Raw genomic sequence first — 24436 nt, 5'->3', positions numbered from 1 at the left:
CCGCCGTTACTCGGTGACCTCGTGGTCGTGGCCGTCGTGCAGACCGCCGCCGCTGCCCGTGTCGCCGTCCGTGGGGACGGTGACGACCGGCTTGCGCAGCGAGCTCAGGTCGTGCGCGTAGGTGCCGGTGGCGTTGGCGATGACGTCGATGTTGACGTCGAACGCCTTCATGCTGATGTTCTCGATGTCGTCGCACTCGGCGTGGTAGCACGCGTCGTAGGCGACTCCCGCCGTGCCGCCGAACTTCTCGGCCTGGGCGGCGGACTTGATGCCCTCGGCGCCGGTGAACGTACCGCCGGACGGGATGCCGGCCTCGACGAACGGACCGTAGTCGGAGCGGCCCGTGAAGTCCGTGCCCTCATGGGGCGCGCCGGCGCGGTCCATGAACTCGTTGATGTCGCGCTCCAGCTGGGCCGAGCCCTCCGGACCGGCCGGTGCGCCGACGCCGTCGGAGTCGTCGCCGTCGTAGACGAACAGACCGTAGTTCGGCGACGCGATCATGTCGAAGTTCAGATAGAGCTTGATCTCCTTCTTGCCCAGGTCGCTCAGGTTCGCGACGTAGTGCTCGGAGCCCAGCAGACCGTTCTCCTCGGCGCCCCACCAGGCGAACCGCACCTTGTTCGCGGGCCGCTTCTCCGCCTTGGCGAACTCCAGGGCGACTTCGAGCAGACCGGCCGAGCCGGAGCCGTTGTCGTTGATGCCGGGGCCGGCCGTCACGGAGTCGAGGTGGGCGCCCAGCATCACGGTGTTGGCGGCGTTTCCGCGCCGGGTCTCCGCGATGACGTTGCGCGTGGTGCGCTGCTCCTGGAGCTGGCGGATCTCGAAGTCGATGTTCACCGGGCCCTTGGCCAGGTCCTCTGCCAGCTTGGTGCCCTCGGCCTGGGTGATGCCGCCGGTCGGTATCCTTCCGGCCTCGGGGCCGCCGAGGGTGCCGGAGAGCGCCCCTTCGGTGTTGTTGTAGATGATCGCGCCGATCGCGCCCGCGTCGGCCGCGTTCTGCTGCTTGAGGGCGAATGTGCAGCCGCCGCGCCGGACCAGCGCCACCTTGCCGGTGAAGGCTCCGGAGGCGAAGTCCCCGGGCTCGCAGCCCGTGGTGCCGTCGGCGTCCACCGGGACGGCGGCCAGTTCGGCCCTGACACCGTCCACGGGGGTCGACTTGGTGTACGTCATCGCCGATATCGCGATGTCGCGCGGCGCGGGGGAGACCACCGACAGCCGCTCGGCCTGGGTCTCGGTGTAGCTGAAGTCGAAGTCCTGGTACGAGACGTCGTATCCGGCCTTCTTCAGCTGCTGGTACACGTACGCGGCGGAGGCGTCGTACCCCGGCGAACCGGCGGCGCGGTGACCGCCGGTGCTGTCGGCTATCTGCTGGAACTTCTGCAGATGCTTGAAGGCGTCCTTGGCGGACGACTTGCGGACCAGCTTCTTGGAGAGCTTGGCCGCTTGTTGGGCCGCCTGCCGGGCGGGGTCGTGCCGGTCGGCGGTGGCGGGCGATGCGGATGCCAGCAGGAGCGGGGTCGCGAGTGCGGCTGCGGCCACGGTGGCCACTGCTCTGCGATGGATTGCGTTCACAGAGGTCCTTCCCGGTGCGAACGAGGTTGAGGGGAAGCTAGCGATCTCTGAGTGTTCTGTGAACACATGTGCCGCAACTCACGCGAGATTTACCGCCAATGACGGCAACTCGTACGTCTTCGGGCGTACTTGTGGGTCATTTGGCCCCCTTCGCCGCGCGCTTCAGCTCCTGCTTGTGCGCCCGGACCCTGGCCAGCGACTCCGGGCCCGTGATGTCCGCGGCCGAACGGTGGGCGCCCTCGTCGCCGTACGCCCCCGCGGCCTCCCGCCACCCCTCGGGCGTCACTCCGTACTGCTTGCCCAGCAGGGCGAGGAAGATCTGGGCCTTCTGCCTGCCGAAGCCGGGCAGGTCGAGCAGCCGGCCGAGCAGCTCCGGGCCCGACGGCCCGTCGTTCCACAGGGCGGCCGGGTCGCCGTCGTACTCGGTCACCAGATACCGGCACAGCTGGTGGATGCGCTTCGCCATCGACCCCGGATAGCGGTGCACTGCGGGCTTCTGCGACAGCAGGGCGGCGAACCCCTCGGGGTCCAGGGCGGCGATCTCATGGGCGTCGAGATCGTTCTTCCCGAGGCGCTCGGCGATCGTGAAGGGGCCCGTGAAGGCCCACTCCATCGGGACCTGCTGGTCCAGCAGCATGCCGATCATCAGGGCGAGGGGGCTGCGGCCGAGGAGTTCGTCGGCCTCGGGCCGCTGGGCGAGGTGGATCTTGGGATTCATTCCCCGATGATCTCTTCCGCCGGGGTGTGCCGCACTTCCGCGGCGGCCCTTCGAGGCTTGCGCGGGACCGCCGCGGAGGTGGCGGGGCGCGGGTGAGGGTGCGGGTGCCGGGGCCCGTGGTCGCGGACCGGCCGTCCGCCGTCGTGGACGGGACGGGACCGGGGTTCCGCGGTCGTGGATCAAGGGGGGCCCTGGCAGTCGATCCCGGTGACCCGGCCGGACGCCACAGGAGGTGAGGAGGTTCTCGTGCGGTTTGCCGCCGGCGGTGGAGGAACCGGACTCCCGGCCGGTCCGGATGCCAGCGCGTCCACCCGATCGGACTCCCGGACTCCCGGACTCCCGGACTCCCGGAGGCGGCCGTCGAGGACCTCGACGGGGGGTCGTTCGCCGCCCTGGCGAACGGCGGCGGGCCTGGTCAGCGAGCGGTGCCGAAGCTCTGGGTCCAGTAGTTCCCAGGCTGCGCCAAGCCGACGCCGATCTCCTTGAACTCGCAGTTCAGGATGTTCTTCTTGTGGCCCGGGCTGGACATCCAGCCCGCCATGACCTGCTCCGGGGTTTCGTAGCCGTAGGCGACGTTCTCGCCGTAGGTGCTCCACCGGTAACCGGCGCGGGTGATCCGGGTGCCCGGGTCCGAGCCGTCGGACCCGCTGTGGGACATGTTGCGGTGGGCGGCCATGTCCTCGCTGTGGCCCTGGGCTGCCTTGGCCAGCGTGGCGTTGACCGTCAGGGGCGAGCATCCGGCCTTGCCGCGCTCGCTGTTGACGAGTTGCACGACCCGGGCGACGGCGACGGCGACGGCGCCGGACCCGGGAGCGGAGGACCCGGGAGCGGTGGGGGCGGGCGCGCTCGAGGAGGCGGCGGGCTTCGGTGCGGCGGGTGCGGGAGTCTTCGGCGCGGGAGTCTTCGGCGCGGGGGTCTTCGGTGCGGCGGGCGCGGGGCTCTGCAGGGCCGGGGCCGAGCCGTCGGGTTCGGCAATGCCCGGATTCGCACCGGGCTGCTCTCCTGCCGGCTCACCACCCTGCTTGCTCTGCCCGTCCCAGCCGCCCCGCTGCCGGGCAGTCTCGTCCGGGGCGTTCCGCCAGTCCCCCCAGGACCGGCCGTCACGGCTTTCCTTGTGTGCCGGGTTCGCCTGGGTTCCCCAGTCTCCCTGATGCTCCCGGCCTCCCTGACTTTCCCGGCCTTCCCGAGGGTCCAGACAGGCCATGGCTACGGAGGGCACAGCCACGGCGCCGAGGGCGACAGCGGCGATCGTCATCTTTCGGTAGTGCGTCTTCCTGCGGTGCTTCCTCATGCATGACCTCACTCGGTATCGCGGAGCGGCTCCGGGGCACGGTCGACCCGGCACTGGTCCGGTGCCGGGCTGCGGAGACGCCTTTGCGGGCCGCCATTCTTAGAAGCGCCGAGCGGCCGGAGCAAAGGGCACGGTTACTATTCCGGTTCGTAGGGCAGGCGGCCTCTTGAAAAGCGCCTACGGGCGTGCTGCCCCCGGTTCCCCAACGCCGGGCAAGGGTGTCGACCCGTCAGGAACCCCTGCATGCGCACAAGGGCGCACGGCCGACTCGTCGGCCGTGCGCCCCTGCGGTTTCTGCGAGACATGTCTTCCTCAAAGTGGACAAGTCTCATTTGTCCATCGCTGGGCTTTCTACTATTGAGGCTCCCCAATGCCGAATTCCGCGTGACGGATGTCACGGAACTGCCCGACGGTCAGGGGAACCGCGGCGCCCCGGTCGGTGCGTGGAGGCGGCGGGGCCACGGTCTTCCTCATTCCGGTGCGGCGCTCGTTGTGCTGCGGCTGCGGCTGCGGCTGCGGCTGCGGCTGCGGCTGCGGATGCGGATGCGGATGCGGGAGAGGGTGAAGACCCGCTCGGCGTCCCGAAGGCGGCACCAGGCTTCGAGGCAGGGCGGGTCGAGGTGGAGGCGGCTGAGGGTGCGCACGGTTCGGTCGCCCGAGGCGGTTGACTACTCGACGGTCACGGCCCGACCGGTGTCGACGGCGTGGGCGAACTGGCGGATGTCGCTGTACGGCAGGGCTTCGCCCGCCCGGCGACGACCTCCTCGGTGTCCGTGGCGAAGGGCACTGGGTCGCCGGGTGATGCCGGTTCCTGTTCCTCAGCTCGGGCCGCCGTCAGCCGCCTCGCCAGGGTGCCCGGGCCGGACCGGGAGGAGTCCTCCGCCGCACTCGTGGCGATCCGGCCGCTGCCCCCCGCCCGGAAGCCGCGCGGAGCGGGAACGGCCGCAGCGGCCCGCTGGGGCCGGTCCTTCTCGATGCGCACCGTGCCCTCGGCCGTCTCGGCCACGGGGGCGTACCCCTCGGCCCGCAGCGCGGCGAGGGTCGCCGGGAGCGGGCGGCGGCTGATCAGCACCGTCGGCGCCAGCTGCCGCAGTCCGAGCCCGGCGAGGCCGCGGTGGGCGGCGATCTCGGCCAGCAGCGCGGGCTCGTCGCCGTGGAGGACGCAGGAGGCGGAGGCGACGCGTACCCTCCCGTGGCCCCGAGCCGTGTCCGCGATCAGGTACGACAGCGGCTGCGGCAGCGGTCCGGCGGCGACAGCGGACAGATCGGCTGTGATGTCCTCGCACGTGCGGCCGGCGTCGAGAGCCCGGCGGACGCTGCCGGCGCTGAACCGCCACACCGACGCTGTGCCACCGCTCTCCCGGTCCGCGACGGAGTCCAGCAGCGCCGCCGTCCGCGCGGACGGCGTGCCGGCGACGACCGCGGTGAGGTCGGCACCGATCCCGGCCGTCGCGGTCGCCGGGGGCAACAGCCGCCGGCACGCGATGTCCAGCCCCTCGGTGTCGCCGGTCCGCAGGTGGACGCCGATGGCGGACAGGGCGCCGCGCGCGAGCACGCCCAGAAGCCCGGCCTCGCCCACCACGGCGGCGAACGGCGGTTCCTCCGCCGACGCGTCGGCGAGGGGGCGGTACCAGGCGACCAGTGCCCCCAGGTCCGACGCGGTCCGCACGCCCTGCCCCGCCGGGAGCGAAGCGGCCGCGGCCAGCAGCCCCTGGCGGGCCTGCACACAGCCACTGCGGGGCGGTGCTCCGGCGAGTGCGGGAAGCGCCTTGCCGTCCTCGTTCCGCGCCCGGGTGGGGGTGAGCCGCAGGTTCCACCAGGCCCGGAGCAGCACGGCGAACCGGTCCGGGGGTTCCTGTTCCGCCCAGGCGTCGTAGGCGCTGGTGGGGGCCACGCGACCGCCGTCCCGGGCCAGCAGTCCGGCGGCATACGCGGTCTCCAGGGTGAGGCGCACGACCGCGTTGCCGGCGTGTGCGGCCTTGCCGACACGGGCCAGTTCGCGGGCGCCGATCCCGCCGGACTTCAGCAGGGCCGGCGGGTCCGCCGAACAGGCCGCCAGGACCGAAGCGGCACCGGCGGTGAACGCGGAGGCGGCCGCGGACGCCTCGCGGTCCACCTCCCGCGGGGTGACGGGCGCCGGCTCCATGGCGGGCGGGACGGGGTGGAACGGGGCGTGCCGGCCGGGCCCGCGCAGCGCGACCGCCACCTCGGCAGGCATACGGGCCGGGCCGTAGCGGTGGCGGTCCTGGACCAGCAGCCCCCGCTCCACCGCCCATCCGGCACCCGGTTCGAGATCGATGCCGGGGCTCCCGAACATGATGAACCGCACCGCCCCCGGCCGCCTCGCCCACGCCCGGCTCTCGAGCAGCTTCCGGGTCTCCGCGGGGGCCTCGGCGACGACCGCGGCGATCCGCTCCGGGGCGCCGTGGTGGTCCACCAGCGCGGCCAGCCGCTGCGCCTTGCCGGCCGGCGACGTCACGCCCAGTGCGGCGAGCATGCGGTGCAGTTCGTCGGAGGTCGCGCCCGCGAGCAGTTGCCGCAGCGGGGCCTCCAGCCCGAGGGGAGCGTCCCAGGTCTTCCGCAGCGCGTCGGCCATGCGGAGCTTCCCCGCGCCGTCCGGCCAGACCAGAGCCCGGTCGGCCAGAGCCTCGAGCACGCCCTCCAGTTCGCTGACGGTCTCGCCGTCCGCCGCTCCCAGCAGCTCCCCCAGGGCGTCGCGCGACGCGGGGGCGGGCAGTGCCGCCAGCGCCTCGGCGACCTGGAGCTGCGGCAGCGTGAGCTGCGGCAGGGCAAGCGCCACGGACCCCGGCCGCTGAAGCCGGTCGGCGAGTTCTCCCGGTGAGCGCGGCTCGGGAGCGGCCGCGGCGTCCCCGCGCGCCTCGAGTATGCGTGCCAGGCGGTCGCTCTCAAGGCCGCCGAGCCATGTGGCGAGCGTCGATCGTGAGGTCATTCCAGAAGCCTTCGCGCGGTGTGTCCGGACTGTGGCGGCGGGCGGACCCGCGGCGGGTTCCCAGGATGGCCTACTCCGGTGCCCCGCAGGGCCGGTAGGGGGGTGGGATCGCCCGTGGGCGGGGTAGGCAGGGCGAGCGCGGTGAGTGGTGCGCGGTGAGTGGCGAGCCCCGAGGCTCATCGGCGTCGGCCGGGACCGGGACCCGGTCCCGGCCGCGATGGAGGCGCAGGGCCCCGGCGGCGTAGGCGGACAGGACCCCGCTCTGCCGTCACCGCACGGATCTCCTCCGGAAGATCCTCGGGAATCCGCACGGCTGCCTTCTCGGCCCGTCGCCACAGCGGCAGCCGTACTCCCGGTATCGGCCCCTTGTCCGCGCATGCCTGTCCGTGCGTGCCGCGAAAGGCGGCATGGCCGGACAGCTCGTCCCGCATGCCCTTCAGGGTGCCGTGAGGCCCAGCAGCCGGGCGTTGGCCTCGTCCACCGCGAAACGGTCAGGGGCGAATTCCGTGGCGGACCGGAGTCCGAGCCACTCCAGCATGGCGTGGTGTTCCTCGTGCGCCGGGTCGGCGAGCACCCCTTTGAGCGCGCTGTAGCCGGGGGCGCCGCCGCAGTCCTCGGGCGGGCACGCCCCGGCGCCGTCCACGCAGCGCGGGTAGTGCCCTCCGGCTTCGGCGGTCTGGAACCGCTCCACGGTGATGAGGTGCTCCCAGGAGTCCCCGAAGTCGTACATGTACCCGAACCGGGCGCCTGGCTTGAGCAAGGCGCCCAGTTCGGCGGTGCTCTCGTCGTGGAATCCGAGTGCACCGTCGGGGCGCCCGTACGGGACTCCGTCGATGGTGAACACGTGCATGTGACGGTTCTGCCAGCCCATCGCTTCCTGCACCACGGAGTGAAGCCGTTCGAGCCGCATTGCGGCAGGCACGAGCAGCCGCCGCCACACCCGGGGGCCGTCCACGTCGGCGAGTTCGACGAGGATCCGCAGCACCGCGTCGCCGGGCTCGGGCCCGCCGTGCATCCGTGCCGTCAGGGTACGGCCCTCCGCCGTCAACTCCGCGCTGTCCTCCGTGAGATGGAGGGTGCCCAGGGAGGCGAGGGCCCGCAGGACCCGTCGAACGTCCTGGTCGACCGCGGTACGCAGATGCCCGAGACGGTCGGGGGACAGGTGGTCGAGCACGTACAGCGGACTGACCGCCCGCCACACCGCGTCGTACAGGTCGCCGAGCGGCACCGGGGCCGCGGCCGCGTACAGGCGGTGCGACAGCGCGCGCAGGCCGCGGTCGTACTCGCGCGCCAGCAGGGACTCCATCCAGCCGGGGATCGTCACGGCCGGTCCGATACGCGGCAGTGCGGCGAACAGCGCGCCACGCAGTTCGCCGGGGCGGCCGACGAGCCCGGCGTTCTTCTTCACCGGCAGCAGGCGCCCGCCCACGGTCCGCAGCAGCCGTGCCGCCTTGGCCCACTCGACCAGCAGGGTGAGGCGGTACAGCTCCTCGCTCGACTTCGTCTTGAACGTGCGGTCCCCGATCACCGGGTCCATCCGGTCGCCGGTGTCCAAGAGCTCCACCAGCGCTCGCGCATCGGCAAGCGTCACACGGCCGGTCTGGGTGAGCTTGCGGCCCGTGCCGACCCACCCGACCAGTGCTCGCACCTGCTCGAGGGTCCGGCCCTCTGCCTCATCCATGCTGATCTTCCCGTTCCCGTTCCCGTTCCCGTTCCCGTTCCGGTTTCCGTATGCGTCCCGTCATCCGAACCCAGGATGACAGCACCGCCCGCGCACCCTCTGCTCCACATGGGCGACACGGAGATGCCAGACTGCGACCGTGACGATGGATGCCGCCGTCGGAGGGCCAGAGCATGAGCACGATCGTGCCGATGCCGGCGGAATCAGCGGCCGCTTCAGACGTCTTCGTGGGGTGCGCGTGCCGGATCGCGTTGGTAGCCAGCTCCGAGACGATGAGCCGGGCGACTTCGATTCCCTCGTCGGGGAAGCGCCAGCGCTGGAGGATGTCGACGGTGTGACGGCGGGCCCAGGCGACGGCGTTGGGGGTGGCGGCGAGGGTCAGTTCGCTGATGGACGGGGGGACCTGGTTCAGGCGAGTGGCTCCCTCGGCGGCGTGGCCGGACGGGTGCGGCGCTTTGGCGTGCGTGGAGGCCCGCGAGGCCGGGACGGCTAGGGACGGGGTGTCTCGGCCTCGCGGGCTGCTTGTGGGCTACTTCGTGGCGACGACGTAGACGCTGCTCCAGCGGCGCTTCGGGTTGGCCATGGTGGGGTCGAAGGTCCAGGGTTCGACGGTGGTGAAGCCGGCCTCGGTGAAGAGCTGGACGAGCTTCTCGTGGTCGTAGGCCCACAGGTGCGGGGTGTACGTGGGGTCGTCGTCCTGGTCGCGGAAGGCGAGGTCGTGACGCTGTAGACCTCCGACCCCAACCGCTCTTCCAGGTCGAAGTAGTGCTTGCGGGTGAACTCCTCGTCCATCCACTTCATCTTGGTGCCGACGATCTTCAGCGCGGCGTCCTCGAACCGCGTGATGATCCTTCCTGCCAGGCCACGCGCCAGCGCATCGGGCTTGAGCAGGACGAGCGTGCGCTCAACAGTGTGTGCCTGAACCTCGGCCATTGACTCCCTTTCGCCTTGCTAGCAACCACACATGACGGACAATCAGCCGTCATCTGCTGAGGTTACCGGCGCTGGCAGGGCGGTTCGGGCGTGCGGGCAATGCCCCGGACGGGCGAACGTCGGCCAAGGTGCGGCCGATCAGCCCATCGAGAGTCCCGATTCGGCCAACTTCTCTGTCTCCGCTATCCGCTGGGGGTACGCACCTAGAATCTCCCTGTGGTCGTCTGGCGCTCTCGCGCCTCTCATACGCTTTCCAGGGACTGAGCCTTCGGCGGCTGATTCCTTGGCCCCTGGTGACTCCGATTCTTCCGGGGCTCTTCCCGCGTGACCATGAAGTGCCAGTGCAGTGGGAGTGCACTTTCGGCGCGCGGATTCCTGTACCGGGGCGGCGACGAGGGGGGCAGTCTTGTGGACGTGATCGAACGCTGGAGCGGCCGGTACGCCTGCCTGCTGCAGTCCGCCCTACGGCTCGGCAACGAACAGTTTGCCGCCCACCTGGGTATTGCCGTGAGAACGGTGGCCGCATGGCACGCCGACGCGTCCGTCGTGCCTCGCAGGGAGATGCAGCAGCTCCTCGACACGGCCCACGAGCAGGCTCCTCCGGCTGCTCGACAGCGCTTCGCGCTCCTGCTGGCGAAGGAACAGGCCCCAGCGGACTCGACACCGCCAGGCGCGCAGGCGCTGCGGGTGGCCATCGCGGTGGTCCTCCGCGACAGCGATGTCCTCCTGGTGTGCCGACGGGACGACGACGCCGCTGGAATCACGTGGCAGTTCCCGGCCGGCGTCATCAAACCGGGAGGCAAGGCGGAGACCACCACCGTGCGGGAGACCTTGGACGAGACGGGTGTCCACTGCGCGGTCCGGCAGCACCTCGGGAACCGGCTTCACCCCGTAACCGGCGTGCTGTGCGACTACTTCCTGTGCGAGTACCTGGCCGGCGAGGCCACGAACAGCGACGCGGCCGAGAACATCGACGTCATGTGGGTCCCCAGAAACTCGGTGCCCCGCTTCATCCCCGTCGATACGATCTTCCCACCCATCCTGGCCGTCCTGGAGGAGCAGACGTGACGAACCAGAACACGGACGAGCGCCCGGGCATCGCCGCCGCCATCGTCGTGAACGAGGGCCGCGTGCTGATGGTGCGCCGCCGGGTCGACGAGGGACAGCTCTCCTGGCAGTTCCCGGCCGGCGAGGTCGAGCTCGGCGAGGCCCGCGAAGACGCCGCCGTGCGGGAGACCCAGGAGGAGACCGGGCTGACCGTGGCGGCCGTGAAGATGCTCGGCGAGCGGGTCCACCCGAAGACGGGCCGGCTGATGTCGTACACCGCGTGCGAGGTCCTGGACGGTACGGCCCACGTCGCCGACACCGAGGAGCTGGCCGAACTGGCCTGGGTCGCCCATGGCGAGATCCCGGAGTACGTGCCGTACGGACTGTTCGAGCCGGTGCAGGAGTACCTGGACGCGGCCCTGCTTTCCTGAGCGGCCTCGGGCCACGGTCATGAGCGCCGGGGAGGGCGTTGTCGTTGTCGGGGCTCGGGTGGCAGGGCTCACCACCGCCGTCGTTCTCGCCGAGGCCGGAGCCTCGGTGCACGTGATCGCCGAAGGGGTGCCAGGCGTCACGTCGCTGGCGGCCGGGGCGATGTGGGGGCCGTACCTGGTGGAGCCGAAGGACAAGGTCGACCAGTGGCGGCAGCGGTCCTTGGAGGTCTTCCGCAAGCTGGCGGAGGACCCGTCGACGGGCGTCCGGCTTACCAGCGGCATCGAGGCGTCCCGCACGGCCGAGGCGCCACCAGACTGGGCCACCACCCTGCCCCGCTTCCGGCCGTGTGAGACGGCCGAACTACCGGCCGGGTTCTCGGCCGGCTACCGGTTCACGGTGCCGCTGATCGACATGCCCACCTACCTCGCCTACCTCCTGCGCCGGCTCGACGCTGCTGGAGGAACGGTTGAGCGGCGGCGCCTGGCCTCGGTCGCGGACGCCGCGCCTGCTTCCGTGATCGTCAACTGCACGGGCCTGGGTGCCCAGGAGACGACCTGATCACCTTCGCCGAGCAGGAGATCGACCGTAGCTGCCGAGCGGGCGAGGAGGGCTGGTTCGTCAGCGACGGTCGGCCTGTTCGCGATCTCGACCAGCCGACCGGCGGCTTCACGCTTCCCCGGATGCCGGTGCAGCGCTCCCGCGACCCGATGCGGATCACCGCCGTGGAACGCTCCGCAGCCTCCGCCGCGCTGGGATGCCCGCCGTGGGAGCTGGGGCTGTGCGCCGGCTGCGGCCAGCTGATGCGGCGCTACGGGCGGAACGCCGCCATGTACTGCAACGTGTGCCGGTCCGTCCTCAACGGGCGGTAGACGGGAACTGCAACCAAAACTGCAACCACGGAACGACGAAGGTCCCGGCCGCTGTGCGGTCGGGACCTTCGTTTCGGCTGGTGAGCCGTGGCGGAGGATACGAGATTCGAACTCGTGAGGGGTTGCCCCCAACACGCTTTCCAAGCGTGCGCCCTAGGCCTCTAGGCGAATCCTCCGCCGGAAACATTACATGACGCGGAGGAGTGCTTGCGAACTCGTTCCCCGCCCTCACTATCGGGTACTGTGTGTGCAGCCCCTCACGTGGCGCTATCTGACTGAACTCCCCCAGGGCCGGAAGGCAGCAAGGGTAGGTCGGCTCTGGCGGGTGCGTGGGGGGCGTTCTGCTTTTGCGGGTGCGGGTGCGGGTGCGGGTGCGGGTGCGGGCTGTCCGCGGTCGCTGTGGCCTCCGGGGTCGTGCCGTCCGTCCCGGCCGTCGGATCCGGGTAGCCGGGCGGACGCGTCCGAGAGGGCAGGCCGTAGGGAGCGGGCCGATGCGGGCGGGCCGGCGGGTCCGGCGATCACCGCCCCGGGGTTCCGGGACGGCGCCTGCGACTCCCGGGTCCGTGGTCCATCGCTCCCGGACCGGTGGTTTCCCGGTGGCCGCCGTGGTTGTCGGCGGGCCCCGATAACCTCGTATGCGTGTCGTCCCTCGCGCTGTACCGCCGCTACCGTCCCGAGTCCTTCGCCGAGGTCATCGGGCAGGAGCATGTCACCGACCCGCTGCAGCAGGCGCTGCGGAACAACCGGGTCAATCACGCGTATCTGTTCAGCGGGCCCCGCGGGTGCGGCAAGACGACCAGCGCCCGCATCCTCGCGCGCTGTCTGAACTGCGAGCAGGGCCCCACTCCCACCCCCTGCGGCGAGTGCCTGTCCTGCCGGGACCTCGCGCGCAACGGGCGGGGGTCGATCGACGTCATCGAGATCGACGCCGCGTCGCACGGTGGCGTGGACGACGCCCGCGAGCTGCGGGAGAAGGCGTTCTTCGGCCCCGCGTCGAGCCGGTACAAGATCTACATCATCGACGAGGCGCACATGGTCACCTCCGCGGGCTTCAACGCCCTGCTGAAGGTGGTCGAGGAGCCGCCGGAGCACCTCAAGTTCATCTTCGCGACGACCGAGCCCGAGAAGGTCATCGGGACGATCCGGTCGCGTACGCACCACTACCCGTTCCGCCTCGTGCCCCCCGGCACCCTCCGGGAGTATCTGGGCGAGGTGTGCGGCAAGGAGCGGATCCCGGTCGAGGACGGGGTCCTTCCGCTGGTCGTGCGGGCCGGCGCGGGTTCGGTGCGGGACTCCATGTCGGTCATGGACCAGCTGCTGGCCGGTGCGACGGACGACGGTGTGACGTACGCCATGGCGACGGCCCTGCTGGGGTACACCGACGGATCGCTGCTGGACTCGGTCGTGGACGCCTTCGCCTCGGGCGACGGCGCCGCGGCGTTCGAGGTCGTGGACCGGGTCGTCGAGGGCGGCAACGACCCCCGGCGCTTCGTCGCGGATCTGCTGGAGCGGCTGCGGGACCTGGTAATCCTCGCCGCGGTGCCGGACGCGGCCGAGAAGGGGCTCATCGACGGGCCCGCGGACGTGGTCGAGCGGATGCAGGCCCAGGCCCAGGTGTTCGGCGCCGCCGAGTTGAGCCGTGCAGCGGACCTCGTCAACACCGGTCTGACGGAGATGCGCGGCGCCACCTCGCCCCGGCTGCAGCTGGAACTGATCTGCGCCCGGGTCCTGCTGCCCGCGGCCTTCGACGACGAGCGGTCCCTCCAGGCCAGGCTCGACCGGCTGGAGCGCGGCGCGTCCGCGGCGTTCACGGCCCAGGGCTCCGGGCCGGCGATGGGCTATGTGCCCGGGTCTGAGGCCCATGCTCCGATGGTCCCGGGCGGTGGTCCCGCCGCCGCGCGCGCGGCTGTGCGGGGCGGGGGAGCACCCGGCTCCGAACCGCCGCCCGTCGGGCCGCAGTCCGCTCAGGTGCAGTCCGCTCAGGTGCAGTCCGTCCAGTCGCCGCCCGTCGGGCCGCAGCCGGGCGAGCCCGTACCGCCCCAGTCCACCTGGCCCCAGCCTTCGGCGGCTCCCCGGCAGACCGCCGACGTGGAGTCGGCCCAGGGCGAGGCCCGGGGCCCCGAGGCCGCGCCGCCGGCACCCGCCCCGGAGGCCCCTGCCGCCCCGCGGCCCGGCGCCTGGCCGGGAGCGGTGCCCCCCGGCTCCGGTGCCCCCGCCAGCGCCCGGCCGGGTGCCTGGCCCTCGGCCGCCGCACCCGGCCAGGGCGCCCGGCCGTCCGCGGCACCCGCGGGCCAGGCACCCGCGGGCCAGGCACCCGCGGGCCAGGCACCCGCGGGCCAGGCACCCGCGCCGACGGCCCCGACGGTCCCGGCCTCCGCCGACCAGCCCCCGGCCGTCGCCCCCGCCGCGGCCAGGGGAGCCGCCCAGGTGCGCAACATGTGGCCGGGGATCCTGGACGCGGTGAAGAACCGCCGTCGCTTCACCTGGATCCTGCTCAGTCAGAACGCCCAGGTGGCGGGCTTCGACGGCACCACCCTCCAGCTGGGCTTCATCAACGCCGGGGCGCGGGACAACTTCGCCAGCAGCGGCAGCGAGGACGTGCTGCGGCAGGCGCTCGCCGAGCACTTCAACGTGCAGTGGAAGATCGAGGCGATCATCGACCCGTCGGGTGGGGCAGGCCAGCCCCCGCCCGGTCCGGGAGGATCGTCCGGCGGCTACGGCAACGGCCAGGGGGGATACAGCGGCCGCCCCGCCCCGTCCCCCGCCGCGCCGCCGGCTTCCGCCCCCCAGCCCCCGCCGGCTCCGCGGCCGTCCCCGCACCCGGCGGCCCCTCCCCCGCCCCCCGCGGGCGGTGGGGGAGGCGCGGCCCCGCAGCGGGGTCCGTCCGCCGCAGCAGCAGCCGGGTCCGGGGCTGGGCCCGGGGCCGGATACGGGGCCGGGCAGGCCCCGGCGTCGCCGCCCCCCGTCGCGCTCGAGGACGACATCCCGGAGGAGGACGATCCGGACCTCGTCGACTCGGCGCTGTCCGGTCACGACCTGATCGTGAGGGAGCTCGGCGCGACCATTGTGGAGGAATACACAAACGAGTAGGCGCGGCCGCCTCGGTGGCCCGCACAAAACCACCCCCGGCGAGCGGGCTACCCTGGCTGCCGTGAAGGTCCTCGTCATCGGCGGCGGCGCCCGCGAACACGCCCTGTGCCGCGCTCTCTCCCTCGACCCCGACGTCTCAGCCCTGCACTGCGCCCCCGGCAACGCCGGCATCGCGGACGTCGCCGAGCTGCACCCGGTGGACGCCGTCGACGGTGCCGCCGTCGCCGCGCTGGCCGGCCGGCTGGAGGCCGATCTGGTCGTCGTCGGCCCCGAGGCACCGCTCGTCGCCGGTGTCGCCGACGCCGTCCGGGCCGCCGGCATCCCCTGCTTCGGCCCCTCCCGCGAGGCGGCCCGGCTCGAGGGCTCCAAGGCCTTCGCCAAGGAAGTGATGGCCGCGGCGAACGTTCCCACCGCGCGCAGCTATGTCTGCACCACCCCCGAGGAGGTCGACGAGGCCCTGGACGCGTTCGGCGCACCGTATGTGGTCAAGGACGACGGGCTCGCCGCGGGCAAGGGCGTCGTCGTGACCGCCGATCCGGAGCAGGCCCGGGAGCACGCGCTGGCCTGCGGTCGCGTGGTCATCGAGGAGTACCTGGACGGCCCCGAGGTCTCGCTCTTCGCCATCACCGACGGCGAGACGGTGCTGCCGCTCCAGCCGGCACAGGACTTCAAGCGGGCGCTGGACGGTGACGAGGGGCCGAACACGGGAGGCATGGGGGCGTACTCGCCGCTTCCGTGGGCCGACCCGAAGCTGGTCGACGAGGTCATGGAGACGGTGCTCCAGCCCACCGTGGACGAGCTCCGCCGCCGCGGCACGCCGTTCGCGGGCCTGCTGTACGCGGGTCTCGCGATCACCGGCCGCGGTGTCCGCGTGATCGAGTTCAACGCCCGCTTCGGAGACCCCGAGACCCAGGTGGTGCTCGCCAGGCTCAGGACACCTCTGGCGAGCGTCCTGCTGAACGCGGCGAGGGGCGCTCTCGCCGACGAGCCCCCGCTGAACTGGCGCGGCGACTCCGCCGTGACCGTGGTCATCGCCTCCCGCCACTACCCGGCCCCTCCCCGCACCGGCGACCCGATCGGCGGACTCGACGAGGTCGCCGTGCGGGACGCGCCGCACGCATACGTCCTGCACGCCGGGACCCGGCGGGAAGGCGACGCGATCCTCAGCGCGGGCGGCCGGGTGCTGTCGGTGACCGCGACCGGTGAAGACCTGGCCGAGGCCCGTGAGCGCGCCTATGCCGCGGTGGGCCGCATCCGGCTGGACGGCTCGCACCACCGGACGGACATCGCAGCCAGGGCCGCTTCCCGCTCCTGACGGTCCTGCGGCGACCTCGACCGCACCGCCGGGCGCGCGCCCGGCGGCGCCGGGTCAGGTGCACCGACTCCACCGGGCGCACCGGGCCACCGGGTCCGGTGCGCCCGAAGGCGTCGCTCTCCGGCCGACAGCCCCGGACCGGTCCGGGAACCTCTCACCGATCTCCGGAAACCTCTCCCGGATCGGCCCCGGCGTCCCGCCCCTCCCGCCCCTTCGTCTCGCCCGCTTCGTTTCCCCCGTCCCCTTTGCGGGGTCGGATTTCGGCCGTCTGGTTGCCGCTGTCATGTTCCGGCCGCGCGGCCCGGCCGTACGGCTCGGCAGGTTCCCTCCCCGCCACTCGCCCCGCCGTATGCCTCCGCCGTACGTCTCCGCCGGTCCGGCCCCGTCACGGGGGTACGGCTCCGGCTCGGGCCCCCTGCCGTGCGTCTGGTTTCGGTCAGCTGGTTTCGGTCTGGTTTCGGCCGTTCCCTTCGCTTCCCGTCTCTCCCCGCAGCCCGGGCCCCGAGCTCCGCTCCCGCCGCCCGGGTACCAAGCGGGTCCGACCCGTCCGGCGTACCAGCCCCTCGCGGTGCGTGCGTCCGACCGCCGCCCGGCCGTCCCCCGGGAGGCGGTGCCCAGGGTCTCCGTCTGCTCCCGCGCGGCCTGTTCGGTGAGGTCCAGGGCTCGGCAGGCCGCCGGTCCGCTATGTCAGCGGCTTCGCCCAAAGACATTCCATCGAGTGAGGGCTACCCCATCGGGATGACGGCCGCGAAAGCCCCAACTAGGGTGCGGCGCAGGCGTTCCGGCACTTGGCCCACCGGCATTGCGATGTCCGCGGCGAGTGCCACAGTGGGGGAGTGAGCAACACCGTCGCAGGGCAGAGGGGGTGAGTCCGGCCGTGTCCGGAACCGTCGTCGGAGAGGAGGCGGGCGCGCTGGCCGCGCGTTCCCGTGCCCTCGCCGTGCTGCGGGTGCGCAACAGGGCACTGGCCCTGGCCCTGCTGCCCGCCGCCGTCGCCGTCGTGCTCCTCGCCGGCGGGGTCACCGGCCGTATCGGCGGCGGGCTCTGGGACGTCGCGCGCTGGGCGGCGACCTCCGCCGCCGTGGTCGTGCTGCTCGGCGCTGCCGCGGTCGCCGTCGTGATAGCCCGCGCCAGACCCGCCGTCAGCCCGACGGTTCCGCTGGCCCTGACCACGGCTCCCGATCTGTACCGGCTGGTCGAGGACCTGGCCGAACGCATGGACGTACCGGCGCCCTCGGCCATAGCCCTCACCCCCGACTGCGACAGCTGGCTGGAGGACCGCACCCACCGTGCGCACAGCCCCCACCACGGCCCCCGCACCACCGCCCGGGACGAGGCGCCCGTCCTGGTCATCGGCTCGCCCTTCCTATGGTGGATGCGGGTCGCGGAGCTGCGTGCCGTGCTCGCTCCGGTCGTCGCCGGCACCGGCCCCTCGGCGCATCCCGACATAGCCGCGGCCCGCCGTTTCGTGCGTGGACTGGACGCCGCCGCAGGCCTGGCGGCCCGTCCCGGGCCGGGTGCGGTGCGAAGGCTGGCCTACGGGGCCGTGGGCGGCGTCGCCCGGGCCCTGCTGCGCAGCTGCCGCGGCCATGCGGCGGAGATGGAGCGCGGTGTCGCCGCGGCCGCATCCGAGCGTGCACAGGCCGTGGACTACGGGCTGCGGATCGTGGCCCAGGAGCAGGTCGGCCTCGCCTATGCGGGCTGGGACCGTCTGTTGACCCGGGTGGCGCTGCCCGCCTGGCGGATGGGGCGGTGGCCGAGTCGGCTCGATGCGGGAGTGGTCTCGGCGCTTACCGAGCTGTCCCGCCGCGACCGGCTGGCGGAGGGCTTCGCCTCCCGGCTCGGCGAGCGCCCCGCCTGCGATCTGCTGGAGGAGCCGGGGGCCGTGGACGAGGCGGCGTCGCTGCTGGCGGCCCGTCTGTTCCACGGTGGACCGGCCGCGATCGGGCCGGACTGGTCGCCGGTCGACTGGCAGCACTATCCGGAGGAGGTCGTCGACCGGAAGTGGCGCACCGAGGCCGCCCGGCTGCACCGGGTCCTGGACGCGATGGGTGTGCGGCCGGTCGCGGGTGTCCCCGCCGGCCCCACCCTGGCCCGGGTGATGGAGCACCTCGCGGCGGGCTCGGGGGCGGTGGCGGGGCCGCCGGTGCAGGACTCGGCGCGGGATCCGGTGCAGGACCTGGCGCAGGACCCGGTGGAGGAGCCGGTGAACGTCCCGGTGGAGGACCTCCCCTTCCCCGAGGCAGAGGAGCCGGCGAACGTCCCGGTGGAGGACCTCCCCTTCCCCGAGGCATCCGGCACCGAGGGGCCGGGAGCCGCCCTCGCCGCCGGGATCAGCGCCGACGTGGCCCGTGAGGAGGCCGCGCGCGAGCGCTCGGCAGCGCCGCACGGGGCCGGGGCCCGCGCGGGTGACGACCTGGACCTCTGGGGCACCGAACCGCTGCCGCTCGTCCCCCTCCAGCCGCCGCGCACCGCACGGGAACTGCTGGCCGACCATGTGACGGCCATGGTGTGCTGCGCGGCCGTGGACACCGCGGGAGCCGCCCCGGGCATGGACTGGCTGGACGGTCCTGCGCTGTTCATCGACGGTGAGCGCCGCCCGGACCTGGGTGCCAGGGTGCTCAGCCTGGTCGAGGACGGAGATCCGGAACCGCTGAGGGCCTGGCTCACGACAGCCGGCGTCCGTCCTGAGAAGCCCGTGCGGCTGGTGTGAGACGAGAGGTCCGTCCGGCCGGCGTGAGGGCCGGAAGCCCGTCCGGCCCGCGTGAGACGGGCCCGGTCGCTTCTCGCCATCTCAGGGCGGAACAGGGCGTTCCGCTCACATCGATTCACGACGAACGGTGACGGCCCGCGCGCTTTATGTGATGTGCTGGACCGGCGCTGGCCGTCAGCGTGGCAGGACCGGTACTCGGGGGACGAGGGAGGGGCCGCGTATGGAGGCGGAAGAGGCCCGTCGCAGGGAGTCGGCCCGTCGCAGGGAGCCGATCAGGCGCTGGGAGTCGGGTGCCCTCGCCCACGCCGTCTCGGACCCGTTCGGGCAGGGCCCGCTCCCCTGGCTGCGGGGCAGCGAGCAGTACTTCGGCGACACCGGTCAGGTCGTGCCCTGGTACGCGGACCCGGACGCGGCGGCGGGCCGGGGCGGGCGCTCGCGAGGCCTCCGTACCGCCGACGACGTGCACCGCCAGATCAAGGGTTTCGTCTCCGACGGCGCGGTCGCGCCGGGCCAGGCCATCGACTTCCACATCACGGTGGATCCGCCCCAGCGGTTCTCGGTCGACGTGTACCGCATCGGGCACTACGGCGGTGACGGCGCTGCCAAGATCATCACCAGTCCCCGTCTCGCCGGCATCGTCCAGCCGCCGCCCCTCGCAGCCGACCGCACGGTCTCCTGCCACCACTGGTGGCTCTCCTGGCGGCTGCAGGTGCCGTCCTACTGGTCCGTCGGGGCGCATGTCGCCGTCCTGACCACCGAGGACGGCTACCGCTCGCACATCCCGTTCACGGTCCGCGACGGCCGCCCGGCCGACCTGCTGCTGCTCCTGCCCGACACGACCTGGCAGGCGTACAACCTCTACCCGGAGGACGGGCGGACCGGCGCCAGCCTCTACCACGCCTGGGACGAGAACGGCCGGCTGCTCGGCGAGGACGATGCCGCGATCACCGTCTCCTACGACCGCCCCTACGCCGGGGCGGGCCTCCCGCTGCACGTGGGGCACGCGTACGACGTCATCCGCTGGGCCGAGCGGTACGGCTACGACCTGGGCTACGCCGATGCCCGTGACCTGCACGCCGGTCGGGTCGACCCGACCCGCTACCGCGGCCTGGTGTTCCCCGGCCACGACGAGTACTGGTCGGCACCGATGCGCCGTACCGTGGAACTGGCGCGCGAGCAGGGCACATCGCTGGTGTTCCTCTCCGCCAACACCATGTACTGGCAGGCGGAACTGGGACCTTCCCCGTCCGGAGTCCCCGACCGGCTGCTGACCTGCCGCAAGCGCCGCGGTCCCGGCCGATCGGCCCTCTGGCGCGAGATCGACCGCGCCGAGCAGCAACTCCTGGGCATCCAGTACGTGGGCCGGGTGCCCGAACCCCACCCGATGGTGGTGCGCAACGGGGACCACTGGCTGTGGGAGGCGACCGGCGCCGGGGACGGCGACGAGATTCCCGGCCTGGTGGCGGGTGAGGCCGACCGCTACTTCCCCCGCACCCCGCTCCCCGGGCACGAGAGCCGGATCCTGCTGGCCCACTCCCCGTACACCGACAGCGAGGGCGGCACCCGCCACCAGGAGACCTCGCTCTACCGGGCTCCCTCGGGCGCCCTCGTCTTCGCGTCCGGCACGTTCGCCTGGTCCCCGGCGCTCGACCGTCCGGGCCATGTGGACGAGCGGATCCAACGTGCCACCGCCAACCTCCTCGACCGGATCTGCAAGCGCGACTGAGGTCCTTCGAGGTCCGTCGAGGGCTGTTCCCGGAGAGCCGGTGCGTCCGGGGCCCGGATCCTTCCTCGGCCCCGGATCCTTCCTCGGCCCCGGATCCTCCCTCGGCCCCGGACCGACCCTCCCGCCCGCAGCGGTCCTCGGGTGCGAGAGAATCGGAAGCGCTCCTGGATCAACCTACGCGGAGGAACCGTGTCCGGATTCGTAGAAAAGCCCGAGCCGATTCAGGTTCCGGGTCTCACCCACCTCCACACGGGCAAGGTGCGCGATCTCTACGAGAACGAGGCGGGAGACATCGTGATGGTGGCGAGCGACCGCATCTCCGCGTATGACTGGGTGCTGCCCACCGTGATCCCCGACAAGGGCCGGGTGCTCACCCGGCTCTCCCTCTGGTGGTTCGACCGCCTGGCGGACCTCGCCCCCCACCATGTGGTCTCCACCGATCTCCCCGTGGGCGCGCCCGCCGACTGGGCGGGCCGCACCCTCGTCTGCACGCCGCTCGACATGGTCCCGGTCGAGTGTGTCGCCCGCGGCTACCTCACCGGCTCCGGCCTCGCGGAGTACGACGCGAGCCGTACGGTCTGCGGACTGGCGCTGCCCGAGGGGCTGGTGGACGGCTCCGAGCTGCCCGCCCCGATCTTCACCCCCGCCACCAAGGCCGCCGTCGGCGACCACGACGAGAACGTGTCCTTCGAGCAGGTCGTCCGCCGGGTCGGGGAGAAGACGGCCGCACTGCTCCGCCGGACGACGCTGGACGTCTACACCCGCGCCCGGGATATCGCCCGCGAGCGCGGCATCATCCTCGCCGACACCAAGTTCGAGTTCGGCTTCGACGGTGAACGGCTGGTCATCGCCGACGAGGTGCTGACCCCGGACTCCTCGCGCTTCTGGCCTGCCGACCAGTGGGAGCCGGGACGCCCCCAGCCTTCGTACGACAAGCAGTACGTGCGGGACTGGCTGACCTCGCCCGCCTCCGGCTGGGACCGCGGGAGCGAGCAGCCCCCGCCGGCCCTGCCGGAGGACGTCGTGGCGGCGACCCGCGCCCGGTACCTGGAGGCGTACGAGCTGCTGACGGGCACCGCCTGGTCATGACACGAAGAAGCCCCGGCCATCGGGCCGGGGCTTCTCGACTGGAGCGGACGACGAGGCTCGAACTCGCGACCTCAACCTTGGCAAGGTTGCGCTCTACCAACTGAGCTACGTCCGCATGCGCCGTGGCGCGGAGCCCACTATACCCAACCCCGCTCCCGCGCGAGGCGCACCGCGGTGTGCCGGTTCTCCGCACCCAGTTTCGCCGCCGCCGCCGACAGGTAGTTGCGGACCGTGCCCGGTGACAGCGATGCCCGCTCGGCGATCTCCGCGATCGGGGCCCCGTCGCCGGCGAGCTCCAGCACCTCGGCCTCGCGCGCGGTGAGCGGGGAGTCTCCCGTGGAGATGGCGTCGGCGGCCAATTCGGGGTCGACGTAACGGTTTCCCCCGTGCACGGTACGGATGATCTCGGCGAGCCGCTGGGCGCTGACCGTCTTCGGCACGAAGCCGCGCACCCCGGCGGCGAGCGCGCGCTTGAGGTGGCCGGGTCGCCCGTGACCGGTCACGATCATCGTCCGGCAGCCGGGCAACTCGGCCGTCAGCGCTGTGGCGACCTTCACACCGTCCCCGCCCGGCATCTGGAGATCCAGGACGGCCACGTCCGGCCGGTGCGAGCGTGCCATCGCCAGCGCCTCCGCACCGGAGCCGGCCTCGGCCACCACGAGCAGGTCGTCCTCGAGGGCGAGGAGCGCGGCGAGCGCGCCGCGGATCAGATGCTCGTCGTCGGCCAGCAGTACCCGTACACGATCCTGTGTCACGCCCTGTCCGTCCTCATCTCTCGAGTGATCGTCGTCGGTCGCCGGGTGCGCCCGGCTCCCGTCCCGGGACGTCGGGCGCACCCCCGCCCGGCAGCGGCACCCGTGCCGTGAGGCGGAAGCGGGCGCCGGGCGCCGGGCCCGCCTCCAACGTGCCGCCGAGGGCCGCCAGCCGTTCCCGCAGGCCGGCCAGGCCGGTGCCGGGAGCGGTCGGCAGGGCGGCCGGCAACCCTGGGGTGGTTCGGCCCCGTACACCGTCGTTCTCCACGGTCAGCGCCGCCGCACCGGTCGCCGTGCTGAGCGCGATGGCGCAGTGCACGGCCTCCCCGTGCCGCAGCACGTTCGTCGTCGCCTCGCGGACGACCCAGGCGAGCGCGGACTGGATCTCCGCCGGCAGGGCGTCGACGGGCGGTCCGTCGAACGGCGGCGCGTTGCCGGGCGGTCCGTCGAACGGCGGCCTGTGGCCGGGGGACTCGATCGTGCAGTGGATCCCCGCCGCGCCCAGTACCCCCCGGGCGCCGTCCAGTTCGGTCCGCAGGTCCGCGCCCCGGTAGCCGCGTACGACGTCCCGGACCTCGCGCTGGGACTCCCGGGCGATCCGCTGCACCTCGGCCATCTGCTCCAGCGCCCGGCGTTCGTCGCCGCGCCGGGCGACCTGCACGGCCAGTTCGCTCTTCAGCGCGATCACCGCGAGATTGCGGCCCAGCACATCGTGCAGATCACGGCCGAACCGCAGCCGCTCCTCCGCGACCGCGAGCCGCGCCTCGACGTCGCGGGCCTCGCGCAGCTCCCACATCACCGCGAGAACCCACATGGAGATCCGGGCGGTGAGGGCGAGCCAGCCGATCGAGAAGGCGACGGTCCCGAGGGTGAACAGGGACTCCACGGTGCTGCGGCCGGTCAGCGGCACCAGCACGCCCAGCAGGGCCAGCAGGCCCCCGTGGATCAGCACGGTCGTCCGCCGCCGCACGATCAGGCAGTGTGCCGTCAGGAAGGGGACCAGCGCCGCAGACAGCGCGATGGGCAGCCTCCCCTCCATACCCGCGGTCGCCGAAAGACAGAGCGCCGTCCCGGTCGCCAGGGCGGCGATCACCGCCGCCCCGCCGACCAGCCTCCGCGGGACCCGACCCTGCCCCAGGTAGGCGTCCATCGCGCGCCCCGCGAGCAGGGTGGACGCCACACCGTTCGCCACCGCCAGCAGCGGGGCGCCGACGGCCATGGCGGGGTGCGCGCCGAGGCGGACGGGCCGGGTCAGCATGAGCAGCATCAGCGCGAGCAGGGCGGCCCAGACGAGGAGGTACACGGTGCCGCGTGTGTACAGGTCCACCTTGGCGAGCCCGCTGCGCCCGCTCCAGCCCTGTACCCGCATCCCGGACACCCCCCGTTCCTCCCCGCCGTCAGCGTCGCGGCTCCCAGCGGAACCACCGTCGCACAGCAAACACCGAGATCACGGTCCAGGCCACCGCGCCGAGCGCATCACCGGTGAGCTGTGCGGTGTCCGCACCACCGCTCACACCTGCCTCCACGAGTCGCATCACACCGGTCAGCGGCAGCAGTTCGCACACCGACGCGACCCGGTCCGGCAGCATGCCGAGCGGGATGAACAGCCCGGAGCCGCCCGCCGAGACCAGGAACAGCGGGAGGGTGGTGATCTGCGCGCTCTCCACGGTCCGGGTGATCGCGGATGTCGCGGCGGCCAGGGCCGTCATCACGACGGTGCCCAGCACCGTTCCGGCGACCAGGAACTCGGGCCGCCGGGGCGCGTCGGTACCGAGGAGCACGACGCCGGCCACAACCATCAGGGCGATCTGCGCGAGCGCGAGCGCGGCGGCCGGCAGCGCCGTCCCGGCGAGGATCTCCACGTCGGACAGCTCGCCGGTCCGCAGCCGCTTGAGTACCAGCTCCTCGCGCCGGGCCACCAGGGCCGATGTGAGGTTGAGGTACACCACGAGGATCAGCACCATGCCGATGCCCCCGGTCATGAGGGCTTCCCCGAGACTAAGGCCGGCGCCCGAGAGGTCCATCCCGCCGAGCGTCCCGCGGAGGGCGACCACCATCGCGACGGGCATCAGCAGTGCGACGAACAGCGCGGTCCGGTTCCGCAGGAGCAGGGTCAGCTCGGCTCGGCCGAGTGCGACCAGCCGTCCGGCGGCCGTGGTGCCGGTCCTCGTCGTTCCTGACGCCGCCGGGGGCGCCGTGCCCGGAGTCGCCGCGCCCGGAGTCGCCGCGCCCGGGGGCGCCACCGAGGCGGAGGTCCC

At 72.8% G+C, this 24436-nt stretch carries 17 protein-coding genes, 2 tRNA genes, 1 other RNA gene and 3 pseudogenes; 10 read left to right on the top strand and 13 right to left on the bottom strand.

Features of this window, described 5'->3' with window-relative positions; all coding sequences use genetic code 11:
* Positions 1 to 6: 6 nt before the first annotated feature.
* The 8 genes and pseudogenes from SCWH03_RS24335 to SCWH03_RS24305 form a co-directional block, all read right to left on the bottom strand.
* Positions 7 to 1548 (bottom strand): M28 family metallopeptidase, encoded by a 1542-nt coding sequence (locus SCWH03_RS24335; protein WP_173266477.1) that lies wholly within the window; start codon positions 1546 to 1548, stop codon positions 7 to 9.
* 160 nt (positions 1549 to 1708) lie between these two features.
* Positions 1709 to 2290, bottom strand: coding sequence for an HhH-GPD-type base excision DNA repair protein (locus SCWH03_RS24330; RefSeq protein WP_173266438.1), 582 nt, complete (start codon positions 2288 to 2290; stop codon positions 1709 to 1711).
* Between the two features lie 415 nt (positions 2291 to 2705).
* Complete coding sequence (locus SCWH03_RS24325; protein WP_173266437.1) at positions 2706 to 3581, bottom strand: CAP domain-containing protein; 876 nt, start codon at positions 3579 to 3581, stop codon at positions 2706 to 2708.
* A 679-nt stretch (positions 3582 to 4260) separates the two neighbouring features.
* The gene (locus tag SCWH03_RS24320; protein ID WP_254076983.1) at positions 4261 to 6531 is read right to left on the bottom strand and encodes a helicase-associated domain-containing protein; all 2271 of its coding nucleotides are present in this window, start codon (positions 6529 to 6531) and stop codon (positions 4261 to 4263) included.
* A gap of 436 nt (positions 6532 to 6967) precedes the next feature.
* Positions 6968 to 8212: a plasmid pRiA4b ORF-3 family protein gene (locus SCWH03_RS24315; protein WP_173266435.1), complete on the bottom strand. Its 1245-nt coding sequence runs from the start codon at positions 8210 to 8212 to the stop codon at positions 6968 to 6970.
* Positions 8205 to 8594: an ATP-binding protein gene (locus SCWH03_RS29980; protein ID WP_371872767.1), complete on the bottom strand. Its 390-nt coding sequence runs from the start codon at positions 8592 to 8594 to the stop codon at positions 8205 to 8207. The genes SCWH03_RS24315 and SCWH03_RS29980 overlap by 8 nt, the downstream gene beginning before the upstream one ends.
* Positions 8595 to 8741: 147 nt before the next feature.
* Positions 8742 to 8930: pseudogene (locus tag SCWH03_RS24310) on the bottom strand (class I SAM-dependent methyltransferase); the annotation flags it as partial.
* Positions 8924 to 9145, bottom strand: a pseudogene (locus SCWH03_RS24305) (nucleoside-diphosphate kinase); the annotation flags it as partial. The pseudogenes SCWH03_RS24310 and SCWH03_RS24305, both read right to left, overlap by 7 nt.
* 408 nt (positions 9146 to 9553) lie before the next feature.
* On the opposite strand from SCWH03_RS24305, the gene SCWH03_RS24300 reads away from it, so the two are divergent.
* From SCWH03_RS24300 to SCWH03_RS29390, 4 genes and pseudogenes are all read left to right on the top strand, one after another.
* The gene (locus SCWH03_RS24300) at positions 9554 to 10213 is read left to right on the top strand and encodes an NUDIX hydrolase (protein WP_173266433.1); all 660 of its coding nucleotides are present in this window, start codon (positions 9554 to 9556) and stop codon (positions 10211 to 10213) included.
* Positions 10210 to 10623, top strand: a complete 414-nt coding sequence (locus SCWH03_RS24295; RefSeq protein WP_173266431.1) for an NUDIX hydrolase — start codon at positions 10210 to 10212, stop codon at positions 10621 to 10623. Before SCWH03_RS24300 ends, SCWH03_RS24295 begins: the two co-directional genes overlap by 4 nt.
* A gap of 19 nt (positions 10624 to 10642) precedes the next feature.
* Positions 10643 to 11173, top strand: a pseudogene (locus tag SCWH03_RS24290) (FAD-dependent oxidoreductase); the annotation flags it as partial.
* Positions 11174 to 11304: 131 nt separating this feature from the next.
* Positions 11305 to 11493 (top strand): hypothetical protein, encoded by a 189-nt coding sequence (locus SCWH03_RS29390; RefSeq protein WP_254076982.1) that lies wholly within the window; start codon positions 11305 to 11307, stop codon positions 11491 to 11493.
* An 88-nt stretch (positions 11494 to 11581) separates the two neighbouring features.
* Here SCWH03_RS29390 and SCWH03_RS24280 read toward each other — a convergent pair.
* Positions 11582 to 11669, bottom strand: a tRNA-Ser gene (locus SCWH03_RS24280).
* 72 nt (positions 11670 to 11741) lie between these two features.
* Between SCWH03_RS24280 and ffs the strand changes: the two genes are divergently transcribed.
* From ffs to SCWH03_RS24250, 6 genes are all read left to right on the top strand, one after another.
* Positions 11742 to 11840: signal recognition particle sRNA small type (gene ffs / locus SCWH03_RS24275), an RNA gene on the top strand.
* Positions 11841 to 12132: 292 nt separating this feature from the next.
* Entirely contained in the window at positions 12133 to 14583 is a 2451-nt protein-coding gene (locus tag SCWH03_RS24270) for a DNA polymerase III subunit gamma and tau (protein WP_173266429.1), read from the top strand.
* Positions 14584 to 14644: 61 nt separating this feature from the next.
* The gene (gene purD / locus SCWH03_RS24265; RefSeq protein ID WP_173266427.1) at positions 14645 to 15898 is read left to right on the top strand and encodes a phosphoribosylamine--glycine ligase; all 1254 of its coding nucleotides are present in this window, start codon (positions 14645 to 14647) and stop codon (positions 15896 to 15898) included.
* Between the two features lie 877 nt (positions 15899 to 16775).
* Positions 16776 to 18611: a M48 family metalloprotease gene (locus SCWH03_RS24260; RefSeq protein WP_173266426.1), complete on the top strand. Its 1836-nt coding sequence runs from the start codon at positions 16776 to 16778 to the stop codon at positions 18609 to 18611.
* A gap of 220 nt (positions 18612 to 18831) precedes the next feature.
* Positions 18832 to 20337: a N,N-dimethylformamidase beta subunit family domain-containing protein gene (locus SCWH03_RS24255; protein WP_173266425.1), complete on the top strand. Its 1506-nt coding sequence runs from the start codon at positions 18832 to 18834 to the stop codon at positions 20335 to 20337.
* 189 nt (positions 20338 to 20526) lie between these two features.
* A complete protein-coding gene (locus SCWH03_RS24250) occupies positions 20527 to 21426 on the top strand; it encodes a phosphoribosylaminoimidazolesuccinocarboxamide synthase (protein WP_173266424.1) in 900 nt (299 codons plus the stop codon).
* A gap of 39 nt (positions 21427 to 21465) precedes the next feature.
* On the opposite strand, the gene SCWH03_RS24245 is transcribed toward SCWH03_RS24250, so the two are convergent.
* The 4 genes from SCWH03_RS24245 to SCWH03_RS24230 form a co-directional block, all read right to left on the bottom strand.
* A tRNA-Gly gene (locus SCWH03_RS24245) sits at positions 21466 to 21541 on the bottom strand.
* A 22-nt stretch (positions 21542 to 21563) separates the two neighbouring features.
* Positions 21564 to 22181 (bottom strand): response regulator transcription factor, encoded by a 618-nt coding sequence (locus SCWH03_RS24240; RefSeq protein WP_173266423.1) that lies wholly within the window; start codon positions 22179 to 22181, stop codon positions 21564 to 21566.
* A 13-nt stretch (positions 22182 to 22194) separates the two neighbouring features.
* Positions 22195 to 23547: a sensor histidine kinase gene (locus tag SCWH03_RS24235; protein WP_308788884.1), complete on the bottom strand. Its 1353-nt coding sequence runs from the start codon at positions 23545 to 23547 to the stop codon at positions 22195 to 22197.
* Positions 23548 to 23575: 28 nt separating this feature from the next.
* Complete coding sequence (locus tag SCWH03_RS24230) at positions 23576 to 24421, bottom strand: ABC transporter permease (RefSeq protein ID WP_173266421.1); 846 nt, start codon at positions 24419 to 24421, stop codon at positions 23576 to 23578.
* Between the last annotated feature and the right edge of the window lie 15 nt (positions 24422 to 24436).

Origin of the sequence: Streptomyces pacificus (assembly GCF_011766325.1) — a bacterium.
Taxonomy (GTDB): domain Bacteria; phylum Actinomycetota; class Actinomycetes; order Streptomycetales; family Streptomycetaceae; genus Streptomyces; species Streptomyces pacificus.
Note: the sequence above shows the minus strand (reverse complement) of the source record. Positions and strands in the feature narration are given on the sequence as shown.

Coding starts and splice junctions, on each gene's coding strand:
- SCWH03_RS24330 (WP_173266438.1), bottom strand. CDS start 2,290: ATGAATCCCAAGATCCACCTCGCCCAGCGGCCCGAGGCCGACGAACTC.
- SCWH03_RS24325 (WP_173266437.1), bottom strand. CDS start 3,581: ATGAGGAAGCACCGCAGGAAGACGCACTACCGAAAGATGACGATCGCC.
- SCWH03_RS24320 (WP_254076983.1), bottom strand. CDS start 6,531: ATGACCTCACGATCGACGCTCGCCACATGGCTCGGCGGCCTTGAGAGC.
- SCWH03_RS24315 (WP_173266435.1), bottom strand. CDS start 8,212: ATGGATGAGGCAGAGGGCCGGACCCTCGAGCAGGTGCGAGCACTGGTC.
- SCWH03_RS29390 (WP_254076982.1), top strand. CDS start 11,305: ATGCCGGTGCAGCGCTCCCGCGACCCGATGCGGATCACCGCCGTGGAA.
- SCWH03_RS24255 (WP_173266425.1), top strand. CDS start 18,832: ATGGAGGCGGAAGAGGCCCGTCGCAGGGAGTCGGCCCGTCGCAGGGAG.
- SCWH03_RS24235 (WP_308788884.1), bottom strand. CDS start 23,547: ATGCGGGTACAGGGCTGGAGCGGGCGCAGCGGGCTCGCCAAGGTGGAC.